Annotated in this window: 25 protein-coding genes; 6 read left to right on the top strand and 19 right to left on the bottom strand. The window is 36.9% G+C overall.

Annotated elements, in window-relative coordinates; all coding sequences use genetic code 11:
• Positions 1–358: 358 nt before the first annotated feature.
• The 10 genes from tkt to nagA form a co-directional block, all read right to left on the bottom strand.
• A complete protein-coding gene (gene tkt, locus GF867_RS09545) occupies positions 359–2,362 on the bottom strand; it encodes a transketolase (RefSeq protein ID WP_153832881.1) in 2,004 nt (667 codons plus the stop codon).
• Between the two features lie 138 nt (positions 2,363–2,500).
• Positions 2,501–3,337 (bottom strand): beta/alpha barrel domain-containing protein, encoded by an 837-nt coding sequence (locus GF867_RS09550; RefSeq protein ID WP_246168187.1) that lies wholly within the window; start codon positions 3,335–3,337, stop codon positions 2,501–2,503.
• A 105-nt stretch (positions 3,338–3,442) separates the two neighbouring features.
• Positions 3,443–4,804 carry a class II fumarate hydratase gene (locus GF867_RS09555; RefSeq protein WP_366927811.1) on the bottom strand — a complete coding sequence of 454 codons (1,362 nt, stop codon included), beginning with the start codon at positions 4,802–4,804 and terminating at the stop codon, positions 3,443–3,445.
• Positions 4,801–5,991, bottom strand: coding sequence for an NAD(P)-dependent malic enzyme (locus tag GF867_RS09560; protein WP_153832883.1), 1,191 nt, complete (start codon positions 5,989–5,991; stop codon positions 4,801–4,803). The genes GF867_RS09555 and GF867_RS09560 overlap by 4 nt, the downstream gene beginning before the upstream one ends.
• Positions 5,992–6,833: 842 nt before the next feature.
• Positions 6,834–7,217: an ArsR/SmtB family transcription factor gene (locus GF867_RS09565; protein WP_153832884.1), complete on the bottom strand. Its 384-nt coding sequence runs from the start codon at positions 7,215–7,217 to the stop codon at positions 6,834–6,836.
• A gap of 85 nt (positions 7,218–7,302) precedes the next feature.
• A complete protein-coding gene (locus GF867_RS09570; protein WP_153832885.1) occupies positions 7,303–8,061 on the bottom strand; it encodes a CPBP family intramembrane glutamic endopeptidase in 759 nt (252 codons plus the stop codon).
• Positions 8,062–8,072: 11 nt separating this feature from the next.
• On the bottom strand, positions 8,073–9,143 hold the full coding sequence (locus GF867_RS09575) for a hypothetical protein (protein WP_153832886.1): 1,071 nt from the start codon (positions 9,141–9,143) through the stop codon (positions 8,073–8,075).
• A gap of 4 nt (positions 9,144–9,147) precedes the next feature.
• On the bottom strand, positions 9,148–9,861 hold the full coding sequence (locus tag GF867_RS09580; RefSeq protein WP_153832887.1) for an HAD family hydrolase: 714 nt from the start codon (positions 9,859–9,861) through the stop codon (positions 9,148–9,150).
• A gap of 116 nt (positions 9,862–9,977) precedes the next feature.
• Entirely contained in the window at positions 9,978–10,670 is a 693-nt protein-coding gene (locus tag GF867_RS09585; RefSeq protein ID WP_153832888.1) for a hypothetical protein, read from the bottom strand.
• Between the two features lie 139 nt (positions 10,671–10,809).
• The gene (gene nagA / locus GF867_RS09590) at positions 10,810–11,958 is read right to left on the bottom strand and encodes an N-acetylglucosamine-6-phosphate deacetylase (RefSeq protein WP_153832889.1); all 1,149 of its coding nucleotides are present in this window, start codon (positions 11,956–11,958) and stop codon (positions 10,810–10,812) included.
• Positions 11,959–12,124: 166 nt separating this feature from the next.
• Here nagA and GF867_RS09595 point away from each other — a divergent pair, with 166 nt between their 5' ends.
• The gene (locus GF867_RS09595) at positions 12,125–12,832 is read left to right on the top strand and encodes a glucosamine-6-phosphate deaminase (protein WP_153832890.1); all 708 of its coding nucleotides are present in this window, start codon (positions 12,125–12,127) and stop codon (positions 12,830–12,832) included.
• Positions 12,833–12,900: 68 nt separating this feature from the next.
• Positions 12,901–13,752: a helix-turn-helix domain-containing protein gene (locus GF867_RS09600; protein ID WP_153832891.1), complete on the top strand. Its 852-nt coding sequence runs from the start codon at positions 12,901–12,903 to the stop codon at positions 13,750–13,752.
• A gap of 27 nt (positions 13,753–13,779) precedes the next feature.
• On the opposite strand, the gene GF867_RS09605 is transcribed toward GF867_RS09600, so the two are convergent.
• A complete protein-coding gene (locus GF867_RS09605; RefSeq protein WP_153832892.1) occupies positions 13,780–14,949 on the bottom strand; it encodes an iron-containing alcohol dehydrogenase in 1,170 nt (389 codons plus the stop codon).
• A gap of 395 nt (positions 14,950–15,344) precedes the next feature.
• Between GF867_RS09605 and GF867_RS09610 the strand changes: the two genes are divergently transcribed.
• Positions 15,345–16,172 (top strand): AraC family transcriptional regulator, encoded by an 828-nt coding sequence (locus GF867_RS09610; RefSeq protein ID WP_153832893.1) that lies wholly within the window; start codon positions 15,345–15,347, stop codon positions 16,170–16,172.
• A 50-nt stretch (positions 16,173–16,222) separates the two neighbouring features.
• On the opposite strand, the gene GF867_RS09615 is transcribed toward GF867_RS09610, so the two are convergent.
• The 6 genes from GF867_RS09615 to GF867_RS09640 all read right to left on the bottom strand — a co-directional run bounded on the left by GF867_RS09615 (position 16,223) and on the right by GF867_RS09640 (position 21,648).
• Entirely contained in the window at positions 16,223–17,107 is an 885-nt protein-coding gene (locus GF867_RS09615; protein ID WP_153832894.1) for a methyltransferase domain-containing protein, read from the bottom strand.
• A 73-nt stretch (positions 17,108–17,180) separates the two neighbouring features.
• Positions 17,181–18,536, bottom strand: coding sequence for a phosphoglucosamine mutase (gene glmM / locus GF867_RS09620; RefSeq protein WP_153832895.1), 1,356 nt, complete (start codon positions 18,534–18,536; stop codon positions 17,181–17,183).
• Between the two features lie 54 nt (positions 18,537–18,590).
• Entirely contained in the window at positions 18,591–19,694 is a 1,104-nt protein-coding gene (locus GF867_RS09625; RefSeq protein ID WP_172974004.1) for a CdaR family protein, read from the bottom strand.
• A gap of 2 nt (positions 19,695–19,696) precedes the next feature.
• A complete protein-coding gene (gene cdaA, locus GF867_RS09630; RefSeq protein ID WP_311453990.1) occupies positions 19,697–20,548 on the bottom strand; it encodes a diadenylate cyclase CdaA in 852 nt (283 codons plus the stop codon).
• A gap of 180 nt (positions 20,549–20,728) precedes the next feature.
• On the bottom strand, positions 20,729–21,016 hold the full coding sequence (gene yidD / locus GF867_RS09635) for a membrane protein insertion efficiency factor YidD (RefSeq protein ID WP_153832897.1): 288 nt from the start codon (positions 21,014–21,016) through the stop codon (positions 20,729–20,731).
• A gap of 23 nt (positions 21,017–21,039) precedes the next feature.
• Complete coding sequence (locus GF867_RS09640) at positions 21,040–21,648, bottom strand: TVP38/TMEM64 family protein (RefSeq protein WP_153832898.1); 609 nt, start codon at positions 21,646–21,648, stop codon at positions 21,040–21,042.
• Positions 21,649–21,832: 184 nt separating this feature from the next.
• Between GF867_RS09640 and GF867_RS09645 the strand changes: the two genes are divergently transcribed.
• The 3 genes from GF867_RS09645 to GF867_RS09655 all read left to right on the top strand — a co-directional run bounded on the left by GF867_RS09645 (position 21,833) and on the right by GF867_RS09655 (position 23,869).
• Positions 21,833–22,930: a M24 family metallopeptidase gene (locus GF867_RS09645; protein ID WP_153832899.1), complete on the top strand. Its 1,098-nt coding sequence runs from the start codon at positions 21,833–21,835 to the stop codon at positions 22,928–22,930.
• Between the two features lie 12 nt (positions 22,931–22,942).
• Positions 22,943–23,602: a phosphatase PAP2 family protein gene (locus GF867_RS09650; protein WP_153832900.1), complete on the top strand. Its 660-nt coding sequence runs from the start codon at positions 22,943–22,945 to the stop codon at positions 23,600–23,602.
• Positions 23,603–23,713: 111 nt separating this feature from the next.
• Positions 23,714–23,869 carry a hypothetical protein gene (locus tag GF867_RS09655; protein ID WP_153832901.1) on the top strand — a complete coding sequence of 52 codons (156 nt, stop codon included), beginning with the start codon at positions 23,714–23,716 and terminating at the stop codon, positions 23,867–23,869.
• Between the two features lie 106 nt (positions 23,870–23,975).
• On the opposite strand, the gene GF867_RS13730 is transcribed toward GF867_RS09655, so the two are convergent.
• The gene (locus tag GF867_RS13730; protein ID WP_172972658.1) at positions 23,976–24,131 is read right to left on the bottom strand and encodes a glycine zipper domain-containing protein; all 156 of its coding nucleotides are present in this window, start codon (positions 24,129–24,131) and stop codon (positions 23,976–23,978) included.
• A gap of 47 nt (positions 24,132–24,178) precedes the next feature.
• Positions 24,179–25,672 (bottom strand): amidase, encoded by a 1,494-nt coding sequence (locus tag GF867_RS09660; protein ID WP_153832902.1) that lies wholly within the window; start codon positions 25,670–25,672, stop codon positions 24,179–24,181.
• Positions 25,673–25,698 lie beyond the last annotated feature (26 nt).

Below are 25,698 nucleotides of genomic sequence, written 5' to 3' on the forward strand. Positions count from 1 at the left end.
TCTTTAAATTCTGTTTAGCAGTATAACTTGATTATATCGCTTTACTTTTGTTGGAATACTTAACGTAGATGAGCGACTTGTTTTCCAAAGCGGTACCGATATAGACAAAGGACTATCCATCGTTACTAATAGAATCGCTTACTCTGCCTATTAATAAAGAAAGCGAAGTAGTCAGAGCCTAACCAATTGAGCTGCAAAAGACGAACGCCCTTTTCGGCTTTGAAAGCGACCACCGCCTTGGAAAACAATAAGCTGAGACATGTACAAAGCTTGGTAAATCAACATAAAACTTATAATCCCTTAAAATAAAAAAGAGTTACTCACAGCGAACTGTAAGTAACTCTTTAAAATAGATTGCTTATTTGTTGAATGCGTCAGTATAAACTTTCGCAATGTTATCAACTGTAAAGCCGTAATCTGCAAGCACTTCTTTTTCAGGTGCTGATTTACCGAATGTATCAATTCCGTAAGTTACACCATCAAGACCTACATATTTAGCCCAACCAAATGTTGATCCCATTTCCACTGATAAACGGTTACGAACAGCATTTGGTAATACTGATTCTTTGTATTCAGCTGATTGCTCATCGAATAAGTTTTGTGCTGGCATTGAAACAACGGACACATCAATGCCTTGTTCTTTCAATTTAGCTTGAGTCGCTACTGCTAATGAAACTTCTGAACCAGCAGCAATTAAGATACCTTCTGGTGTCTCTGCTTCTGAAGGAGAAATAACATAAGCACCTTTACGTACACCCTCTTCAGCTAATGCTTTAGAGTTTGGTAATACTGGTACGTTTTGACGAGTTAATACTAACATCGTTGGACGTGTTTGTGATTCAACTGCAATTTTCCATGATACGAATGTCTCATTAACGTCTGCTGGACGCATTACGTTTAAGTTAGGCATTGCACGGAAAGCTGCTAATTGTTCAATTGGTTCATGCGTCGGTCCATCTTCACCTACTGCGATTGAGTCATGAGTCATTACGTAAGTTACTGGTAATTCTGAAATTGCTGATAAACGTACAGCTGCTTTCAAGTAATCAGTAAATACGAAGAATGTTCCACCATAAATTTTGTTACCACCATGTAAAGCGGCACCGTTCATCATCGCTGCCATCGCAAATTCACGTACACCGAACCAAATGTTACGGCCATCGCGTGATTCTGGCATGAAGTCTTCAGATGAATTATTCATAGTTTTGTTTGAGCCAGACAAGTCAGCTGATCCACCCCAGAAGAATGGTACTTTTTCAGCGATTGCTTGGATTGCTTTACTACTTGAGTTACGCGTTGCATCAGCATTTGTATCCACATCTGCTAATGTTAATAACTCAGCGTAATCAGCTGGTAATTCGTTAGAGAAAGCTAATTTCAATGCGGCTGCTTTTTCTGGTTCTGCTGCTGCATAAGCTTCAAAAGCTTTTTCCCACTCTGCGTATGCTGCTGCTCCACGTTGAGTTACTTTCTCTTCGAATAATTCTGCTGCTTCAGCAGGTACGTTAAAGGCTTCATGTTCCCAACCGTAAACAGATTTAGTTGCTGTCCAGTTATCAGCACCTAATGGGTTACCGTGAACATTTGCAGTTCCTTGTTGTGGAGAACCATAACCAATAACTGTCTTAATTTCGATAATTGTTGGTTGTGTTGTATGAGCTTTCGCTGCTGCGATTGCTTCTGAGATAGCGTTTAAATCATTACCATCTTCAACACGTAAGTAGTGCCAACCTTGTGCTTCAAATCGTCCTTTAACGTCTTCAACAAAGGCTTGATTTAAATCACCATCTAAAGAGATGTCATTTGAATCATAAAGTACAACTAATTTACCTAATTCTTGTTTACCAGCGAATGAAGTTGCCTCGTAAGAGATCCCTTCCATTAAGTCACCGTCACCGACTAAAGCAAATGTAAAGTGGTCGATGATGTTATGTTCTGGTGTGTTATATAAAGCAGCTGTATGCGTTTCTGCCATAGCCATCCCAACAGCTTGAGCAATCCCTTGTCCTAAAGGACCCGTTGTTGCTTCAACACCATCTGTATGTGTTACCTCAGGATGTCCTGGTGTTTTACTATTTAATTGACGGAAATTCTTTAGATCTTCGATTGATACATCAAAACCAGCTGTATGTAACAAGCTGTACAATAATGCTGAACCGTGTCCTGCAGACAATACAAAACGGTCGCGGTTAATCCATTTTGATTGTTTAGGGTTAATATTTAAATGTCCTGCCCACAATGCATAAGCCATAGGTGCCGCACCCATCGGTAATCCCGGGTGTCCTGAGTTTGCTTTTTCAACTTGATCCACACTTAAAGCACGTAAAGTGTTAACAGCAATAATATCTTTTTCGTTAAACATAATTTTCCCCTTTCTATCTTTCAAACACATTATAGCACGTAAAAATGAGTAAGTTAACTACTTTTTGTCATTTGACACAACTTTTGACAAATTCCACAGAATAAACTTTCAAAACCCTCAATCAGACAAAATATGAACCTAATGAGAGGCATCCTCAGTAGACTCATCTAAGTCATGACGGTATTTCTTCATAACTTCCGCGAAGATTTCTGCAGATGTTGGCGGTGTATAGGTAATCGCATTCGCGCCTGCTTCAATCGTTGCCTTTACCGCTTCACCAGAAGGTCCCCCCGTTGCAATAATCGGCACGTCCGGTCCAACCGTATCACGAATATGTTTGACTAAGTCGACCGTTTCGGCACCTCCAGATATATTCAAAATATCTGCACCAGCTTCTAATTTCCCCATAAAATCATCATGGAAACTTGAAATAGTTGCAATCAATGGGATATCAATAGTTTTATTAATTTCCTTGATGACTTCGTTTTTCATCGGTGAATTAACAACTACACCATAGGCTCCCATAATTTCAGCTTGGAAAGCTAACTGCACACTTCTTTGGCCTGTCGTAGTCCCACCGCCGACACCTACAAATACAGGAATCGAAGCTGCACTAATAATCGACTGCGTAATTGCCCCTTGCGGTGTAAAAGGATAAACAGCCATAACAGATTGTGCATTACTATTACGAATAATCGCCACGTCTGTCGTAAATAGTAAAGATTTAATACGGCTTCCGAAAATCATAATCCCAGAAGCTTCATAGATTTCTTTAGGAATCTCAACGATTCGGCCACGCAATTGAGATGTATACTCTGGCACTTGCTTTCGCCTTGGTTCCTCAATATTGGTTAACACAACATGCGGTTCATTGTGCTCATCTAATTCTGTCGTTACCGTTTGATAAGGATTTAAATTATAATCAAACGTTTCAACTTTAATTTCTAATTCTTCTGGCTTTTCTTTTTTCGACATAAGAATTCCCCCTTTACTCGTCTTGTTAATTTTAACTAAACTCTGTCTAAATATCTATTAATAAGTGACCCACTTCAACAAGTCGAGCTAAGTAAATTCAATAACTTAAATCATTGCTTGTACATCTAACCACTCTGCCAACTCAGCTTGCGTCGCATAACCCAAAGCTAAAGCCGCTGCTTCTAAAGAAGTCTCTTCAACTAAAGCTTTATGAGCAATTTTAGCTGCTTTACTGTAACCAATATGCGGCGTTAAATTCGTTACTAACATCAAAGATGATGCCACCGAATCCGACATCTTATTCACATTAACCTGTAGCCCAACTAAACACTTCTCTCTAAACGACCGCATCCCGTCAGCTAATAAATTTACCGACTGCAAGAAATTATGAATAATCACTGGCTTAAACACATTTAACTGAAAATTCCCCTGACTAGCCGCCATCTGAATGGTCACATCATTCCCCATCACTTGCGCCACAATCATCGTCAACGCCTCGGCCTGCGTCGGATTCACCTTGCCCGGCATAATCGAACTGCCCGGCTCATTACTCGGCAACGTCAACTCACCAAAACCACCCCTAGGTCCGCTCGCCAACCAACGAATATCATTCGCAATCTTCATCAAATCAGCCGCCAAAGCCCGCAGCACCCCATGCACCACCGACATAGGCTGATGACTCGTCAAGGCGAAATATTTATTCCGATCGCTCACGAACGGCCATTGGGTGATGGTTTCTAGTTCACTCGCAACACTATTCCCGAAAGATTCCGACGCATTAATACCCGTACCAACAGCCGTACCGCCAATCGCTAGTTCAAGTAGCAGCTGACTATTGTAACGCAATGACTCTAAGCTACGCTCAACCATCATCTTCCAGCCACTCACTTCTTGGCCGAAAGTCAAAGGCGTCGCATCTTGTAAATGTGTACGACCCAGTTTAGCCGTAGTCAAATGTTGCGTCATTAATTGATTCAGTTCCAGCAACCAAGCTTCTAACTCAGGTACTAATTGTTGATGTAAACTTTCATAAGCAGCCATATGCATGGCCGTCGGGAAAACATCATTAGAACTTTGCGACATATTCACGTGGTCATTTGGATGAATACTACCTTCATCTGAAGCTAGGTGAGCAATGACCTCGTTAACATTCATATTTGTTTGAGTACCACTGCCTGTTTGCCATAAAGACAACGGGAAATTATGTTTTTGTTCGCTAAAATTTTCCAAGAGATTTTGGGTCGTATTTTGGATGAGTTGGCTGTGTTCTTTAGAAAGCTTTCCTTCTTGTTCGTTTACTCGCGCGCAAGCTTGTTTAATTTGAATCAGGGCTTTAATGAGTTCAGCTGGCATCTTTTCTTCACCAATCTTGAAATTTTCTAAACTTCTTTGGGTTTGTGCGCCCCAATTGGCAGTTGTCGGGACCTTTACTTCTCCTAGTGAATCACGTTCAATTCGGTACATTATATTTCTCCTTCAATACGCTTTGCGACACCAGTCTCGATAGCCGCTTGCGCAACATAATGGGCAACTTGCTTCGCTACTTCCTTATTAAGCGCTTCTGGTATGACATTCTCCTCTGTCAATTCATCAGCAGGAATCATGTCAGCAATTGCTTGAGCAGCCGCAAATTTCATTTCAGCATTAATTGTCGTCGCTCTGACTGCTAACGCGCCTTTAAAAATTCCAGGGAAAGCGAGTACGTTATTAATTTGGTTAGGGAAGTCTGAACGCCCAGTTCCCACAACACGTGCGCCTGCTTGCTTTGCTTCATGGTACATAATTTCTGGCACTGGATTGGCCATCGCAAAGACGATTGCATCGCGGTTCATCGATTGAATCATCGCTTCCGTCACAATTCCGCCGATTGAAACGCCTACAAGGACATCGGCGCCCACTAAGGCTTGGCTTAAATCGCCTGTTAGACCTTCTTTATTCGTTATTTTCGCCAACTCTAACTTATGATCAAACAGTGGGACCGGGCGTCCTTCATATAAGATGCCATGCTCATCGCAGACGACAACGTCTTTAACGTTTAGTTCTAATAACATCTTCACAATCGCAGTTCCAGCTGCACCAGGACCGTTTAACACGACTTTTATTTCATCTAGTTGTTTATTCACTAATTTTAGACTATTTAGAATACCAGCCGACACTACAATGGCCGTTCCGTGCTGATCATCGTGGAAAACAGGGATGTCCAATTTTTCATCCAATTGCTTTTCAATTTCAAAACAGCGTGGTGAAGATATATCTTCAAGGTTAATGCCGCCAAAAGTCGGTGCCAGGTTGACGATTGTTTGAACGATTTCATCTGTTTCTTTTGTTGCTAAACAAATCGGGAAAGCATCAACTCCCGCAAATTCTTTAAACAAAATGGCTTTACCTTCCATAACTGGCATCGCTGCTTCAGGTCCAATATCACCTAGACCTAAAACTGCTGTTCCATCCGTGATGACGCCTACCAAATTTCCTTTAGCTGTATATCGATAAGCTTCTTCCACATCCTCAGCAATTTTCTTACACGGTTCTGCCACTCCAGGTGTATAAGCTAAGGACAAATCGTCTCGACTGTTAATGGCTACCTTGCTCTCTACTGATAGTTTTCCTGCCTTTTCTTCGTGTAACGCTAAACTTCTTTCTGCAATATCCAACGTTTTTCACCCTTCCTAATTTGCTTGACTGTTCTTTGAATTATTATACCATTGCGAGTAGCATATAGGTTGTACTCGTTTACAAATCCTGATAATTTTCAGATGTTTCTTGTATAAAACAGGGCAAATTCGAATTTCTGCATTAAACCCGATATTTTCTTAGGCCACAGAAAGGGCTGAGCTAGAACATGATTGAATCGCAAGTCATAACCAGCTCCCCCACCATCTATTCAATCATCCATTCAACCTTGTTAAATTATTTCAAAAGGTTGCGTTCCCTAGGAACGCCTCAATATAGACAGGTGATAGCGATTTTGAAAAATCGCATCATTATTAAAATGACCCTCTCTCGAGCAACTTAAAGTTGTGCAGACTCTTGCTACTTCAGATTTTTAGCCGAAGGTCTTATTCTAGTCGATTATCGCGGACCTTCGGCTAGAGTAGCACCGTGAATACGCCACGCCATCGCTCTAATCATCAATCAATCTTTTCACATAAAATCTTTGAGCTAGTCTGAGATCATTAAATTCTATTTAGCAGTTTTACAACGTTATTTTTGTTGTAAAACTAAGCGTAGCTCAGTGACTTGTTGCCCAAAGCGGTATTAAGGGCAATTGGCGTAACTTGCTCTGACTATCAATAAAGAAAACGAAGTAGACAGAGCCTAGTCGATTTAACTGGAAAAGTCTGAACCTTAGTGAGGCTTTGAAAGCGACCTCCGCCTGGAAAACAATAAGCTGCTAGGTAAATCAACATAGAGCTTATAAGTCCTTATATTATAAAAAAAGAAGCTACTCAACCACCTATTAAAGGGGATTAAATAGCTTCTAACCATTTGTAAATTATGCGAATGTTTTCTTTTGTCTAGATGAACGACATTCAATATTTAAGTGACTTGCAGTATTAACTAAATCTGAAATTTCATTGTCTTCCAATGAGTAAATCACGCGTTTACCTTCTTTTTCAGATTTAATGATGCTATTTTTACGCAACGTAATCAAATGATGTGATGTTGTTGCGACTGACGCATCAATAAAACGTGAAATTTCATATACACATAAACGGTCATAGTTCATTAATACTTCAACAATTTTTACTCGGTTCAAGTCACCTAAAACTTTAAACACCGTCGCTTTTCGCTCAAGGTTTGCCGCTTCTAAAAGATCTTGCACCTTATCCATCTCTTGATCAATTTCGTGATCAGTTAGACACTCATAATCAGCCATAATGAGCCTCCTCTTCTTTCTTTTTATATTCTTTTTATATTCTGTTTGCAGTATATATACATTATAATCCTAATTATATCATCTTTCACTTCAGCAAGCAAATCGAGATGAAACCCAGAAAGTTTTGAAGCATATGAAAGAGTATCGCATACTCTAATTTTCTTGATTTCCAATACACTAATGTGATTCCAGCCGCTAGAATGAAATATATCATGAAATCCCCAATATTTGAAGGGCTGTGTAACAAAGTAAAGAAAACCATTGAAACAAAGGCACCCATCACTGGCATTAGGGAAAAAGTATATTTCATTATTAAACCACGACAAATAATTTCTTCTATAATAGGGGTTAAAATCACAATGTTAATAAACATGCCGATTGGATGCGTATTTTGCATTAATTGGATTAATAATGTTTGATTCTCAGGTTGTTCATAGCCTGGTATTAACCACTCGATTAGTTGACCGAACAGAATTTGCACCAAGATAAATATAACAAATAAACTAATTATTTGCAGGATACCCTTTCGGCTCAATTCCTTAAAAGAAAAGAGCTTAAATTTGAACAGATGGACTGCGAGTAATACTAAGCCTAATAATATAAAGGCTTGAAGGTGGTAGAATATTTCAGCTTCTGCCATCGCCTTCATTATGCCTTCGCCACTTAATAGCGCTTCTGCGGATAAGCTATTGGGCATATTAGCCAGTCCTCGCTTAACCACTTCGAGCTCTAATAAAACGCGCAGATAAAAGTAAGCTAAGATAATTAAAGGAGCTTTCCACCAACTACCTTTAATTCGATCTTGCCAGACAGCTGTTAATGGAACGGCTTCTTTTTCAAACATATTCCCCCACCTTACTCTGCAGCTTCTCTGATTTCAGAACGCATTGTACGATACTCTGCAATAATATCAAAACCTACTAGCTCCACAAACTCTTCTTTACTTAATAATTGCTCGTCTGTGGGCATTGGAATTTCAAACTCTTCTAAACGAATAAAGTATTGGATGCCGCCACCTGCACCTACGATGCCTAAGCCTAATTCACCTAATTCAAAGTTCAACGCTACATTCCCTTGATAACCAGTTGAAAATTGTGCGAGTAAAGGTTCTAACTCTGGATAATCGGCTGCATGCTTGGCAACAATTTCTGCGAAAACAGGCTCCGTTACCTCATCCAATCCAAATACCATGCCGTCGTCCACCTCAACACCTGTGCCATTAACACTTTCATGTTGTAACCATTCAGCAATCACATCCAACATAAATGTATCTAAAGCTTGTGTCTCGCGTAATACTGTCTCGTGAGCAGGATTAATTTCTGTTTCCTCAACAAATTTTTCAGTGAGTAAGTCCATATTTTCCTGACTGACTTGATAAAAATCTTCAATAATCGTGCCTACATATGTTTCAGGGTCCGTATTTAAAGCTTCTGCAGCTAAGCCCATTAAGTCATCAACTGAAGTAAATGACCTCATCACTTCGTTATCTTCAAGCGATAACATAAACATCTCAGGGAGTGTTTGACTATCTAACATAATAAAATAATAAATATCTTCATCACGAATATATGCTCGTGAGTATTCATTAAAGGTATCTACAGATGTATTCTCAAAAAATGTTACATCAGAAGTAGTATGGATTTGCTGGTCTTTTATCGCAGCAATCAATGTATGTGGAACTGATGGGTCAACCGTCTCTGTTAAGTCTGCAGTTGCTTCAACATTTTCTTCGAATTCAATCGATTCTTCAGTTGAAATTGCTTCAGATTCTTCCACAACTTCTGATGTTTCTGTTTCAATTAATTCTTCAATTTTTTCTACAGGTGATATATTAACTTTACCTTCTTCAGCTAAGACTGAAACTGTCGGTAAACAAGAGAGACTCATTAAGACAGCAGCTGATAATATTCTGACATATTTATTCATTGTTTCATTCCTTCTTCCCTTTATTAATCGACTGAATAATGGCTGGTAATTGCTCAAATGAGCGAATAATGTAATCCGCTTCTGACAAATGAACGAGATGTTCGTCCTCTAAGGCAAAACCAATTGCTGCTTGAGTATATTTGCCATAGATCATATCAACACTTGAATCGCCAACGTATATCATTTCATCCAGTTGAATGCCATACTTTTCACTTAAATCGTGTAAAGCTATCGGATCGGGCTTAGGCTTAAAGTCATCAGCACAAGCGATATAATCGAAGTAAATATTTAAACCTGCTTTAGCTAAGCTCGCTTCAGTGATGCTTCGATTGTCATTTGTCACCAAACCGATTACATAGTTTTCTTTTAATGCTTTTAATGTACTTTCTGCATGAGCGATGACATTTAGCTCAACGTCAGAACGAACAATATAATCTAAATATAATTGTTCCAATTTCAGTGCTATTTCAGTTATTGGCAAAGGAACAACTTCTGATAGTAAGGCAGCCTGTTCCGAAATGCTGCCTGCTGCAACCACTGAATTAGGTACAATGCAGGTTGCTTCAACACCGATTTTTTGCTTAAATTTTATTTTTTCTACCAAGCTTAAATCCGTTAGTTCCAACATAACATCCATCGCATGAATTGTTGGTTCATCCCAAGTATTGCCTAAATCAATCAAGGTACCATCTTTATCAAATATAATTGCTTTTATCATTTGGCAGTATCTCCTAAACTCATTTTATGACTCTCTTATTGTAACACATCCTAAGGTGTCTATTTAAAAAAAACAATCGATTCAGCTTGGAATTTCCAGCTTCATCGATTGTTCCTTTAATTTGTTATAATAGTTAAGATATTCTCTAAATAGTAGATTAATTGTTCGTTCACTGGTTCAATCACTGCTTCGCCATATGGAAAAATCATTTTCTGAGCAAAGGGTATAAACACTCTTAAATGCTTATTTAGTAAGTCGCCATAATAACTAGCAATCCGTCGAACTGTTATTGCAATATTTACTGGGTCGAGAATATTTGTCGGCTTAATCATTAAGCTTCCCGGTATAATTTGTTGAACAGGTGTTTTCACCGTATTCGTCTCATCATTTTCTACTGAACTTTCAGTTGAGTGAGAGTCACTGGTCTCATCATTATTAGCTTCAGAACTTGAATTCGTTTCACTACTCGCTTCAGTTGAACTTGATTCAGTTGAACTTGATTCAGTTGAACTCGATTCAGTTGAACTTGATTCACCTATAGTGGACTCGTCTGTTTGATCAATAGATGACTCTGAACTTTGCTCTGGCTCACTAGACTCAAAATCTTTTGGTGGTTCTGGCGGTAAATCATTACTAGATTCCGCTGTTTCGTCTTGATTTGTCTGATTATCTTGAACACTATTAGAACTTGAAGTTGGCGCATTCTGTGCACTGACTAAACTTTCAGATGAACTTATTGGAAAATGGCCAAAATTTATTATCCATGCAATTGCTAAAAAACTGACAAGCATTTGTCTAATTATACGCACAAAATCCCCTCCTTATCGTTCTGTTCAATTGTATTCTAGCATAAACTACTGACGAAACAGTCTTTGTAATCATTTTGTAGCAAAAGCATAATCATTCAACTATATTCTGTAATTTAACGGCGAAATAGTCATCATTTGGTTAAGCTTGATATCTCAACTCACCATCTAAATAAGTTGCTTCTAAATCCATATCAGCATTCAAAACAATAAAGTCGGCTTCAAATCCAGGTGCGATTTGACCACATACATCACTAATACCTACAGATTTAGCAGGTGCTAATGAAGCCATTCTTAATGCTTCTGCCGATGTAGCGACACCCCATTTAACAATATTTTTGACAGCATCTTTTAGTTCTAAGATTGAGCCTGCTAAATTACCTGAATCAGCTAGACGTGCTTGACCATCTTTTACGACTACATCAAATTCGCCTAAAGTTGATTTCCCTTCACCTAATCCACCAGCACGCATACAGTCTGTTACTAAAACCATCTCTTCCGCTCCACGAGCTTTTTTTACAACTTTCGCAGCAGCTGGATGAACATGGTGCCCATCACAGATGACTTCAGCGTACACATTATCTAAAGCCAACGCAGCTCCAACCATGCCTGGTTCACGGTGATGCAAACCACTCATTCCATTGTAAGTGTGGATAAAAATAGTTGCACCTGCTTGAACAGCTTTTTCAGCTTGTTCAAATGTTGCGTCACTATGAGCCAATGCAGTGCTGATACCTTTTTCCGTGGCAAAATGGATAAATGGAGTAACGCCTTCTCTTTCGGGAGCAATCGCAATTTTATTTACTAAATCATTTGACAGCTCATTCCATTTGTCTAATTTCTCAATCGAAGGATCTCCCATATATTTAGGGTTTTGTGCACCTTTATATTTTTCTGTAAAGAAAGGACCTTCTAAGAAAATACCACGAATTTTTGCGCCGGTTACTTCTAAATAATGCTCACCAATTGTTTGACAAACTGCATCCAACTCTTCAGTAGAAGCTGTCAAAGTAGTCGGCAACCATGATGTTACACCGCAAGATAAAAGTCCTTCTGACATAACTTTTAACCCCTCTAAATCGTTATCCATGACATCATGGCCTTGGTAACCATGAATATGTGTGTCAACTAAGCCTGGTGCAATTATTGAATCACGATACTCAATGATTTCTCCATTAGCTGGTTTATCTTGAGAAATTTTTGTGAATTTGCCGTCTTCGATTGTTAAATAAGCATTATTAATGACTTCCCCTGTTAAAACAATTGCTTTAGCAAAGATATGTTTGATCATCTGATTTCCTCCTAATTTTCTTTACCTTATACTCCATATTTATTTTAACATTATCATACACCTTGTCCTAAAAAAACAAAATTTATTTGACGTTATTTACTGAAAATAGTTTGTGCTTGTGATAAAATATACTATATTGTGTTATAAAAATTTTAGGAGGTTTATGATGAACGTATTCGTTTTTGATACTATTCAAGAAGCATCGCAAAAAGCATTTGAAGTATTTCAAGAAGCTTTAGCCAACGATGCAAAAGTATTTGGTTTAGCTACTGGTTCAACGCCAGAGGCTTTATACGAGATTATGGTTAATTCAGATATCGATTTTACAGACTCAATTTCGGTTAACCTTGATGAGTATTATGGCTTAGCCGGTGATCACGCTCAAAGTTACAATTATTTTATGAACGAACATTTATTTAATAAAAAACCATTTAAAGCTAACTATTTGCCAGATGGTACTAACACAGATTCCGACGCAGAAGTTGAACGCTATAATAAAATATTAGCAGCGAACCCTGTTGATTTACAATTATTAGGAATCGGTGGTAATGGCCATATTGGTTTCAACGAGCCTGGTACTGACTTTAACGGACACACTCAATTAGTCGATTTAGCACCTTCTACAATCGAAGCCAACAAACGTTTCTTTGCTTCAGCTGAAGATGTTCCTTCTAAAGCATACAGCATGGGTATTGCATCGATTTTAGAATCAAAACAAATTCTATTACTTGCTTTTGGCGAAGGTAAAGCAGAAGCAGTTAAGGGAATGGTTGAAGGGCCTGTTACAAACGAATTACCAGCTAGCGCACTTCAAAATCACGATAATGTAACAGTCATCGTTGATAAAGCTGCTGCAAGCTTATTAAGTAAATAATCTAGTAATAAAGGCTTTGACCTTTGTCAAAGTCTTTATTTTATTTTTTTACAAGGAGCTGAATTTTTTTGTCTTACTCTTATTCACCCACTCATTCCAACGGTCCTTCATTGGCTAAATATAATGCAAACCGTTATACCTATATCACGTCTGAAATACCGAATTTTGACAGTATCACCTATTCATTGGACACACAAATTTTCTATCTCATAGAGGGGCAATTGAAATTTAGTGCACTTCAACATCAACAAGTGATTGAAGCCAACCAAGTTATTATTATTCCACGTTATCTAGAGTTCACTTTGGATTATTTTGAAAACACTTATTTTAAAGCGCTTTCAGTTCAAGTTGGAAATTTTAGACCTACTTTTATACAGGACAACCAGTTTAAAAAGGTCGCTATTCTAAATGATACCTATTCCTTTAACACTTATTTGATTGGGCATACGGTCCAACAAATTATTAACGAGTTACTACAACAATTACCGACCAAAGAAGAAAAATTACAGTTACTCGTTAATATTCTAATTAAAGACTTGTCAAATCTTTCTGAGCTATCTCAAGATGACTTTGACAAGCCTTTGTCAAAAGCAATTCAAAATTGTCAAATCTACTTACAACATCACTTTATGGAAGCTTTGAGTTTACCTACAATCGCCGAGAAATTTAATCTCTCTGACTATTATTTATCCAGACAATTTAAGGAAGAAGTTGGTTTGTCAATATCTGAATACGTTACCCAGCAACGCTTGATTTATGCAAAAAAACTATTAGTAAAACACAATATCCCTGTCAAAGATATTGCGAAGCAAGCTGGCTTTAATAATGTTTCACATTTTTGTAGTACGTTCAAAAAAATTACCCAGCAAACACCTACAGAATATCGCCAGAGGCAAAATAATACCTGTATCAAACTTTAAAATGGTTTGATACAGGTATTATTGTTATTATTTACTACCAGGGGTCAAACATGCCTTGTAAATATTCACAACATCCTCTGCATTTAAAGGTACATAAGAATACTTCAAGCGCGGTGCAACTTTCTCTGCCATTTCTGCCAAATAAGTCTCATCGATACCAACTTCTGGAAGTGTCATTGGTAGACCACTGTCCACAAAAAATTGATACGTCTTTTCGATTGCTTCATTTGCCATCGCAAATTTATCTTCACTGTGTGCTATCCCCCAAACATTGTGTGCATAAGTCGCAAATCGATCGACTGTCTTATCATTTAAAATGTAGGCCATCCAACGTGGAGTTAGAATCGCTAATCCTACTGCATGCGTAATGTCATAATAAGCTGATAGAATATGTTCCATCGCATGGCATGACCAAGCGTCACCTTTTCCAAATGCTGTCGTCCCGTTTAACGCAGTCGTCGCTGCCCACATTAAATTAGCGCGCGCTTCATAATTTTCTGGTTCATCCAAAGCAATTGGTAAGTAATGAATACATAATTTCAATATATCTTCCGCTAAGCGGTCTTGTAAATAAGCTGTATCCGTTGTGCTGAAATAATTTTCAAATGTATGGGACATAATATCAGCAGTTCCTGCAGCTGTTTGCGAGCGAGGTACCGTATACGTATAACTTGGATCTAAGATAGATGCATAAGGATACGTATGAGGGTTCCCTGTTCCGATTTTGTCTTTTGTTTCAAAGTTTGTAATGACGGTATGGAAATTCATCTCTGAACCTGTTGCTGATAGCGTTAATACCGTAATTACAGGTAAAGCTGCTTTGATTAACTTACGGTCAATCACTAAATCCCAAGCTTCACCATAATACTTAGCAGCTGCAGCAATTGCTTTAGATGCATCAATAACAGACCCACCTCCAACTGCTAAAACTAAGTCAATTCCATGCTCTTTACATAATTGACTTCCTTTACGTACAGACTCGATTCTTGGATTAGGTTCAATACCTGATAATTCAAAGATTTCGCAACCTTTTAACAGTTGCTGCACTTCATCGTACAGTCCACTTTTCTTAATACTACCGCCACCATAGACTAACAATACCTTTTTACCAATATTTTCAACCAGTTTTGGTAAATACTTGATTTGACCTTGTCCAAAATAGACTTTAGTCGGAATATCATATACAAAATTGTTCATTTCATCACTCCTTTGTAATCCATTATATAGTAAGGAAGCGTTTTTGTATCAATTAATGATTGCTCCGTCCTCCTAAAGTTAACCGGTTAACATAAAAATATATTTAATTTTTATTGATTTTGACCAAAATAGTTTTAGACAATTTACAGACAAACTTAAAATCTATCCATTGAACTATAATTTTCTTACTATTTTTTAATTATCGGTTTGATTTTGATAGCTAGCGATTAACTCTGATTGTAAAAAAATTACCAAAACATCTTCTCTAATTTAGATTTAATCAAAAAACAATAGTATTTATGTTTTTTTTTTATAACTAATGTTTCATTTGCACTTATATTGTAGTATCATATAGTTATATTACAGAGTACTTTTTGGAAAAGGAGGTAAATTTAATGTATATTTCTAATGTGAATTCTGCGTCGATTAAACTGAAGTCAATTGAATCAGAAAGAGTTGCTGTTGAAGAAGCTCAAACAATTCATTCTGAAGATAATTTAATTTTACTATATATTCATAAAGGCGCATTAAATTATAAGCACGATGGCCATCAAGGTGAAATCAAAAAACGAGATTTGGTTATTTTAAACCCGCGTCAATCCATTGAAATTGAACCGATTCGCAAAATTGAATGGATTCAAATTAAGTTAACTGGCATCTTATTTACTTCTTCTTTAGAAATCAATTCCGAAAATCAATTGTTTATTATTTCGGATACTAGTCAAACATTAAAACAGTATCTTGATTTAGCTTTAATTGAAAAAGAACAGCGCTTCCGTGGTTCTGAAATCATCCTCAAGAAACTCTTAGAGTGTGTAATGGTGCATATCCTACGTAATAATGAACTATCTATTAAAGACTCTAGCATCCAAGTTAAGCATAATGAAATTGAAATTATCCAACAACACATTCGTGATAATTTCTCTAAGAAACTGACGTTAGATGATTTATCAGAGTTGGTGAATATTAACAAATACTATTTAATTAGACTATTTAAGCAACAAACTGGTTTATCACCCATTGATTATTTAATTCATGTCAGATTAGCTGAAGCTGAAAAATTACTCGCACATTCTAACGTGACGGTTTCTAAAATATCCGATATGGTTGGTTTCCATTCACCTTCACACTTCTCTAAAACATTTAAAGAAAGTAATCACTGTACACCTTCAACTTACCGTAAGCGTTATGCTTCAAAGAATGAAAGTACTGAAATAGTTTAAAATAAAACATGCTAGAAAATGAAGTTAAAATCTCATTTTCTAGCATGTTTTTAATTTGCAATCAAAATGGTCAGATCTAGTGAAATGGTAGTGCCCATTTCTTCTAATAGACTCTGTCTTTCTTGATCTGTCAAACGCCATGTTAAAGGCGTCATTTCTACTAATGCTTGTCTTTGAATCGTATTTAAAGCAACCGTATCTTGAACTCTTTCAATTTTAGCTTCTGGATAGTGTTGTAAAAACACTTCTAAAACTGAATCATTTTCATACTGGTTATTGTCTAAGTAGCCTAATTTCACCATTGCGTCCCTTATTTCTTTCAAGTAAGCGGCGTTGGGAAGTATTTTGACTAAGTGTCCTTCTTCTTTTAAGACACGATTAAATTCTTCGTAATTAGCTGGTGAAAGAATTGAAAGAATCACGTCAAATTGCTTGTTAGCAAATGGGAGTTTTGTTAAATCTGCTACTAAGGATAGGATATAACCATTATAATCACTAGCTAAATGGATACCAGCTTTAGCTAGATCAATTCCGATTAAGCTATGTTGAGTTCCTAGTGTTTGTGTCAAACGATATAAATGACTGCCTTCCCCACTTCCGGCATCTAGAATACTCAGTGATTTGTCTGAGTAATAAGGACGTAGTATGATTTCTAATTTATCATGCAAGGCATCATATAATGGACTTTGACTGATAATTTGTCTTCTCGACGTGAACAAGGCTTGATCATAGCGATTTGACATTGCTTTATTTGCTAAGAAAAAGTAGCCTTGTTTATTCATGTCAAATTGATGATTACTTTGACAAATCAAACTTTTGCCTTTCAAATTCAAATTTTCCCCACAATGAATACATTGAAGTTGAACTGTTGGGTGTGACTGAAACCAATTGATTGTTCGTTCACTTTTACTTATTGAGGCTAAGTTATTTTCCATTTCATTCTCCTTAATCGCTAAAAAAGCGATGCAATGCTTTGACACATCGACATCACTTTAGCTTTTTAATCTATTATTCGATTCCTCTGGTTTCGCGAATAATATCAGCGATACGATCTACGTAGCTATCAACCTTTTCATCAGTAGAAGCTTCAGCCATTACACGTAGTAAAGGTTCTGTTCCACTTGGTCTAACTAGAATACGACCATCACCATTCATTTCGCTTTCTACTTCTTCAATCACTGCTTTTACAGCTGGTTCATCCATAACAGTATGTTTGTCACGTACGCGGATATTCACTAATTTTTGTGGGAAAATCGTTACTTCAGCTGCTAATTCTGATAATGATTTACCTGTTTCTTTCATAACAGATAATAATTGAACTGCAGATAACAAGCCATCACCTGTTGTATTTAAGTTCATAAAGACAATGTGCCCTGATTGCTCTCCACCTAGTGAGTAGCCACCTTTACGCATTTCTTCAACTACATAACGGTCACCGACTTGTGTTTTTAATGCAACCATACCATTTTCTTCAATTGCTTTATGGAAACCGATATTACTCATCACGGTTGAAACTACTGTGTTCTCGGCTAAGCGGCCTTTAGATTTTAAATGTTTGGCACAGATGAACATAATTTTATCTCCATCAACGATTTCACCATTTTCGTCAACAGCAATTAAACGGTCACCATCACCATCAAATGCTAAACCAACTTGTGCTCCTTTTTCTTTAACAAATTCTTGTAGAGTTTCAGGATGAGTTGATCCAACATTTTTGTTGATATTAATCCCATCTGGACGGTCACCCATTGTATAAAAATCAGTTTCTAAATCAGCAAATAATTGGTTTATTAGCGGGCTAGTTGCACCATGTGCCGCATCAAGACAGACTGAGATACCTTCCAAATCGCCAGGAATTGTTGTTTGTAAAAATTGAACATATTTAATTGTTCCTTCATGGAACTCGTCAACGGTTCCTAATCCTTCTGCACTTGGACGTGGTAGTTCGTCAACCGGTGAATCTAATAATGCTTCGATTTCTTCTTCTTGGTCATCAGATAATTTAAATCCATCCGCTCCAAAGAATTTAATACCATTATCCTCTGCTGGATTATGAGAGGCACTAATCATAACACCGGCCACACAATTTTGTGTGCGTGTTAAATAAGCAACTGCTGGTGTTGGCACAACACCTAATTGCATTACTTCGATTCCTACTGACAGTAAACCTGAAATTAATGCAGACTCTAATAATTGTCCAGAAATTCTAGTATCACGTGCAACTAAAACACGTGGGTGTTCATTTTCAGGTGCGTGCTGCATTAACACATGTCCGCCAAAACGCCCTAATTTAAATGCTAATTCTGGTGTTAACTCTTGGTTCGCTACCCCTCTAACACCGTCCGTACCGAAATATTTTCCCATTATATAAATTCTCCTAACTCTATCGTTATTAATTTGTCATTTGGTTAAAATTTATTACTCTGAGCTTTGACTGCTCGTTTCTTCGCTCACTTCAGAACTCGTTTCATCTTCTGACGAAATTGATTCTAGCGCTGATGAATCAATTGAACTTTCAGCCGTTTCGCTTGTTGGTTCGCTACTACTCGTTTCTTCTGCTACTAAGGATGTGATGATAATCTGCACATCACTTGTAGTGGGATTTCCACTTACTACATTGGCTGGCAATTCAAGATTCCCCGTCACAGTAGTTGTTTCAGTTAATGTCGAGACATCAACGATTAAATTAGCAGATGAAATTTGATTCAAGACATTTGTATTTGCTTGAATGGTTGCTTGCGCAGGACCGACAAACGCATATTCATAAGCATACTTACTTGTATCCTCGCCCACTGGCACAATCGATAAATCAACATCTTTAACGATTGGAACAACCTCTACATCTGCATCAATTTCACTAGCACTCGCGTTTACATCTAGTAATTGACCCTCACTGTTTAAAATTTGCAGACGGTATTTCTGTATAAAGTTTTCACTTTGTGGAGTGTCTCGATTAATTTTAATAAGAACTCTATCAATGTCAGCAATCGTTTCTGCTTTACCAGTCAACGTTACTTCTGAAGGAGACAATGTTATCTCACCTATTTCAAAGCCTTCTGCTAATAAGTTATCATCCAATTCATACTCAATAGGTAACGTGACAGTTTCACGTCTTGAGATTTGGACAACGTGTCTAACAGGCGTTATCTGATAATCAATTTCTTCTGGTAAACCAATCGCGATCAAACGAATTGTTTGACGCCCTGAATCAATTCCGCGAATATCTTCCGTTTGAACAATAAAATCTTCAACGGTTACTTGTGTAATAATATTACGAGGTCCTGTTAATTTGACTGTCACGCTTTCCGGCATTTCACTAACAAACACATCTTCATCGTGCTCTCCTAAATAAACAGGCACATTCGAAATCGTTTCACTCGTTTCAATACTCGCAAATTGCTGATTACTGATAGCTTGAAATTGGTCACTATTCTCTGAAGAAACAAACGCATATAAGAATAAAGCAAAGGCCAAAGAAATAATTCTTACAAACCAAATATTATCAAAAATAGATTCTTTCATCATCATTTACCACCTTTCTGTGTAAACTTGGCAGTAAAGAAATCGCGTATATCATCAAGTATATCTTGTTCATCTTTATCTTCTTCATTAATCATTAAATACTGGTTTAACAAAATACGCAAGCTCTCTTGGTCTAAATCACGATGTAAATGGTCATGTTTAACAATGCTGATGCTTCCTGTTTCTTCTGATACGATTAGTGTCAATGCATCAGTGGCCTCACCAAGTCCGATTGCTGCACGGTGACGCGTTCCTAATTCCTTAGGAATTAAACTGCTCTCAGACAAAGGCAAATAACATGATGCCGCTGCAATTCGATAGTCCGAAATAATGACCGCACCATCGTGCAGAGGTGTATTCGGAACAAATATATTAATCAATAACTGATTACTAATTTCAGAATTCATCGGTGTTCCAGTTTCAATATATTCATCTAGTTTTTCATTGGCTTCAATTGAAATCAATGCACCAATTTTTCGTTTCGACATATACAGCAACGCATTCTCTAAGTCATCAATTAATTTTTGACTAGGATTCCTTAAGTGCTTACGGTTTCTAAACAAATTACGCCCTAAGTTTTCCAATGCTTTCCTTAGCTCAGGTTGGAATAAAATGATGGACGCAACGACTCCCCAAGAAATAACCTGGCCAAGCAGCCAATCAATTGTTTGTAAACCTAAAGTGGAACTTATAAATTTGGCTGCGATAATGATTGCGACACCTTTTAAAAGATTTAATGCTCTCGTTCCTCGTGCATAAATAATTAGTCGGTAAATAATATACCACACTAAGAGAACGTCTAGAATACTAGATAATGGGCGATTACTAAAAAAGTTACCTAGCCAATCTATCACAGTATCACCACCTTAATTTCTTTTATTTTCTGAATATAACTTAGTATTTTTCAGACTCTCCCTAATTATAACAGTATCGGGGGAGCTGATAAAGCTTTCTATTGTTACAATAAAAATAAAAAACACCTTAAACCGTTCCGTTAGTAGCGGTTTAAAATGTTTTGTGTCGATTATTTTATATTAATGATGATGATAATGATCATGATTAATATCATTTATAGTAGACTCTTTAGGGTATTGTCTTTTTAATGTAAAATGGTCTGGCACCGGATCCCGTCCACCTTTTACAAAAGGATTACATCGCAGAATACGTACAAAACCCATGATAATACCTTTTAGTGCCCCGTGCTTTTCTACTGCCTGTAGCGTATAACTAGAACAAGATGGATAGTATCGACAACTTGGTGGGAAGGCAGGCGATATAAATTTTTGATAAAAACGCACTAAACCTATTATTATTTTCTTCATTTAAACCTTACTTTCTTAACAGTCTACCAACCGAATAATAAATCGACAAAAAACTGGATGATATTCGATGACATAAACGTAAACACAAACAGTGAGATAGGACGGTAAAATAAAATCAATTTAAAAAACTCTTTATAGGTAATTTTTGACATACCCGCAATAATACAAAATATATCATCAGGGAACAATGGCAAAATAAAACCGATGATCAGTAATTTCTTCAGTCCATTTCCACGATTAATTCTTTCTTTATATTTCTGATAAGTTTCATCATTAATAAATGCTAATAAAAAACCCTCACCAAATCGACGACCAAGAAAAAAATTAATACTTGATCCAAGCAACATCCCAATACAATTAAACACAAAGCCCCAGGCATGCCCAAAAATCAAATCACCTATTACATTCGTTAAGCCAAGTGGGATAATGGGATAAATAATTTGAGATATTTGTACAAGAATGAAAATCAAGGGGCCAAAAATCCCTAAGTTTATCAGTAAATCAGAAAAGCCACCTTCTGGTCTGAAATAATTCGACTGTAGAATAAAATAAGCACCTAAAATCGTTGCCACCACACCAAATATTGTAGTGCTTCGAATCACTAGTCGCTTTTGTTCTAAACTTAATGTCATGATTACAGTCTCTCCTTATTTTATTTAAAAGTTCAAGCTCGTTATCTATCAGTATTATATTCTGTTATTCTTAAATAAAAAAGCGACCTTAGTCCTATTCAAAATCTAATCTTTTAGGTTTTCTCCTATAAATACATTATAATAAACAGTATGCATAACTAAAATAACATAAAGGAGCGAAATAATGTACCATAATCGCATAAAAAGCCTTATCTTTAATATGAAGAATTTGGGTATTAAAAATTTACTTGTTAGTGATCCAATTAGTATTGATTATTTGATTGCCTATCATACTGCGCCAGGAGAAAGACTATTATTACTTAATATCAACCAAAATGGTCAATTGAAGTTATACTTAAACAGACTGTTTCCAGCTTTTGACAATCAAACGCTAGCATCAGCTGTAGAGGTTTATCACTATTCTGATGGTGAACCTGTTTTATACTTGGTAGCCGATCATTTACTTGATGGCCCTACAGGTATTGATAAAAATTGGCCTAGCCATTTTTTACTGGATTTAATGGCTATTGCAGATAATTTAAAACCCGTAAAGGGTAGTCATCTAATTGACAGCTTACGCTCAATTAAATCGTCGGAAGAACAAACTATAATGGCTAACGCTTCGGCAAAAAATGATCAAGCTATGGAAGCAATTTTCAAACTTATTGAACAAGGCTTACCTGAAGATAAAATGGTTGAACATTTAGCAAATATTTATGTTGAATTAGACTGTGAGGGCTTCTCATTTGAACCAATTATTGCATACGGCGCTAACGGAGCTGATCCTCATCATGAAACTAACCAAGATCAGCCTCAATTAGGTGATAGTGTGGTAATTGACATTGGTAGCTACTACCAAGGCTACGCTTCTGATATGACAAGAACTGTCTTCTATGGACAACCTGACGAAGAATCTTTAACTATATATAACACCGTTCGTGCAGCCAACGAGGCAGCTATCGCTATGATAAAACCTGGTGTAAAATTCTCGGATATTGATTTGACAGCTCGTCGTATCATTGAAAAAGCAGGTTATGGTCCAAACTTTACACATCGACTTGGTCATTCGATTGGACGCGAAGTTCATGAAGCTGGTGATGTAAGTCAACATAACCATGATAAAGTTGAAGTGGGTAATGTCTTTTCAATCGAACCAGGTATTTATATTCCAGGTAAAATTGGCGTGCGTATTGAAGATTTAGTGATAGTAACTGAATCAGGTTGTAAAGTCTTAAACTCTGTTAGTAAAGAGCCTTTAATTTTTCACCCTAAATCTCTTTAAGCGGTAACAATCATGAAAAATCACACAGCTAATCTTTATAGGTATTTACTTTATAGTGCTCTAGCAAGTATTCCATTTCTTCTGTTGAGTTATTTAATTCTAATCGACAGTCAATGGCTAATCAGTTTTGACACTATCGTCGGACAATTCTTTTACAATTCTGGTTCTGAATCTTTTACACGTAAAGTTGTCATTTTTACAAGTATTGGCAATGTAAAATCTGTGGTTATTATTGTTATTATCTTAAGTTTATTAATAAGTCTAAGGTATAAACATTGGAAAAAAGCATTATGGTTTGCTTTAACAGTTTTACTAGGTGCTGGTATAGTAAACAATTTTGTCAAAAATACGTTTGAAAGAACTCGGCCTTTGTTGACACACTTAGTTGAAGAACATAGTTATTCATTCCCAAGTGGTCATGCAATGGGTGCAATCATTTATATTGGGGCTTTAGCTTTTTTAATATATGAAGCTAATAAAAGCAAAGTTGCTCACCTAAAATTTTACACAGTAAGTGGGACTTTACTTTTCTCATTACTTATCGCAATGAGTCGACTTTACTTAGGCGTTCATTTTGCTAGTGATGTGATTGCAGGCTTATCTCTAGGAGCTGCCTTTCTGTTTATTGCGATGGCAATTTACGAAAGATGGCTTGATACGGACCTTTCTTAATGCCTCAGGGTAAAGAGCGTGTTATAATTAAGTGAAGATAATGGAATAAATATTCTGACTATAAGCATTTGTTTGTCACTCTGCCAACTATAAAATGAGGAGGAGAGATTGATGAAGGAGCTACTAAAACAGTATTTCGAAGCTTTCAGCGAAACTTTTCCGTTAGACGAATTTACAGGCACAAAAGAAGAATTAATTGCAGTCATACGTCAGTGTATAGAGTCTGGTACTCCATACAATTCAAACTACATGGGTGATGATGAGTAGCCAGCATAAATACAAAACCTGGTAAATCAACATAAACTTATAATCCCTTATACTAAAATAGAGCAATTACAATTATCTAAGAAAATAATTGTAATTGCTCTTTTTATTATCTACTACCAATGGCTACACCGATTGCAATCCCTATCGCAATCCCTACACCAATATTCTTCATTAGGATGCCTATTACAACACCAAGAACCAGACCAATTACCATACCGAGACTACTATTTTTCTTAGTTTTGCGATCTCTCTCATTGCCCATTTTGATCACTCCTCGCTAAGCTTAGTGTAGCACGATAATATAAAAAACTAAATAATTTCAACTTGAAAAGCGCCAGCCGTTTCTAATTGTAGTGCTAATTGCAGTAATTTATACTCATTGCCTTTGGCTGAAGAGAACTGTACACCTAGCGGTAAACCTTCACTTGTTTCATATATGGGTAAACTAATAGCGGGTTGTCCTGTCAAGTTTTGTTGTTGTGTAAAAGGCGTCCATTCTAATGAGTCCTCAAACATTTTCCAAATTAACGTTTGCTGTTCTTGCGAATTAAAAGTATCGATATTAGTTAATTTTTGTGATAATTCACTACTTAATTGAAACTGATGCTGTAAAGGGGCCACATCATTTGTCGTAGGCATCAACAAAAAATCGATGTTATTTTCGCTGAAAAAGGCTTCACTTTTAACTGTCAAATCATCCCAAAAATTTATTACAGCTGAATATTCCATACCACTAATTCTTAAGCCAGATTGGTATAAAGCCCAACTCATCAACTCCATATCCTCGATTGTCATCGGCCGCTGCAATACACTTTCAATACTAGCCATCATACTAGCTGTTTCAACGCCGTTCATTTTGTAGTAACTTTTCATAGCCTTTATTCCATCTACTTCAGGTGCCTTTTGAATGACGTGATGACCTAATTCCTTCAAATGATTAATCGTTAGTTTGACAGCATCGATTGCTTTATCATTGACTTTTGAACCAATCGGCGACTCAAGTGTATAAGCAATTGTAAATTTTTCTTTAGGCATCTCTAATTCATTAACTGACATCTTAGGTAAGATAAAAGGTGATTCAAATTGCTCTATTTGCATGCCTTTTAACAGTGTGAAGGTGTCGTGAACTGATTTTGTCAATGCAAAATTAATTGAAGCCCCTTGCCACTCACGGTAACTACCAGGACCAACTGGTATGCGTCCACGCGTTGGTTTTAATCCAATTAAACCATTAAAACTGGCGGGTATACGTATTGAGCCTCCACCATCACTCGCTGTAACGATTGGTACTATACCAGCTTTTAAAGCTGACGCCGCACCACCGCTTGATCCACCTGGATTCCGTGACAAATCTATTGGAGATTTGACATTCCCATGAAGTTTCGAATCACTTATATTTTTAAACCCAAATTCTGGTGTATTCGTTCTACCCACAATAACAAAACCATTTTCTTCAATTTTTTTGACAAAATTATCGGTTTGTTGAGCTAGAGCATTATTGAATAATTTTGAGCCACTTGTACTTGGAAAGTTAGCTTGATTTTGTCCTAAATCTTTTAATAAGATTGGTACACCATAGAACGGAGCTAAATGCTCTTTTGTTTCCTCGTCCATTTTATTTAAAGCATCATCTAGTTGCTCAGCTCGAGCTAAAGAAGACTCAGCTTGTATATTTGTCACCGCATTGAGGACATTATTTAAACTTTCAATATTTTTTAAGGCTGCTTCGACTAGTTGGACACTTGTCATTTTTCCTTCTTTAATTCTATTTGCATAATAAAGTGCGTCTTTTGTGAATCGCATCAATCTACCTCCTTATACTTTCTTCA

The organism is Fundicoccus ignavus (genome assembly GCF_009659375.1).
Lineage (GTDB): Bacteria > Bacillota > Bacilli > Lactobacillales > Aerococcaceae > Fundicoccus > Fundicoccus ignavus.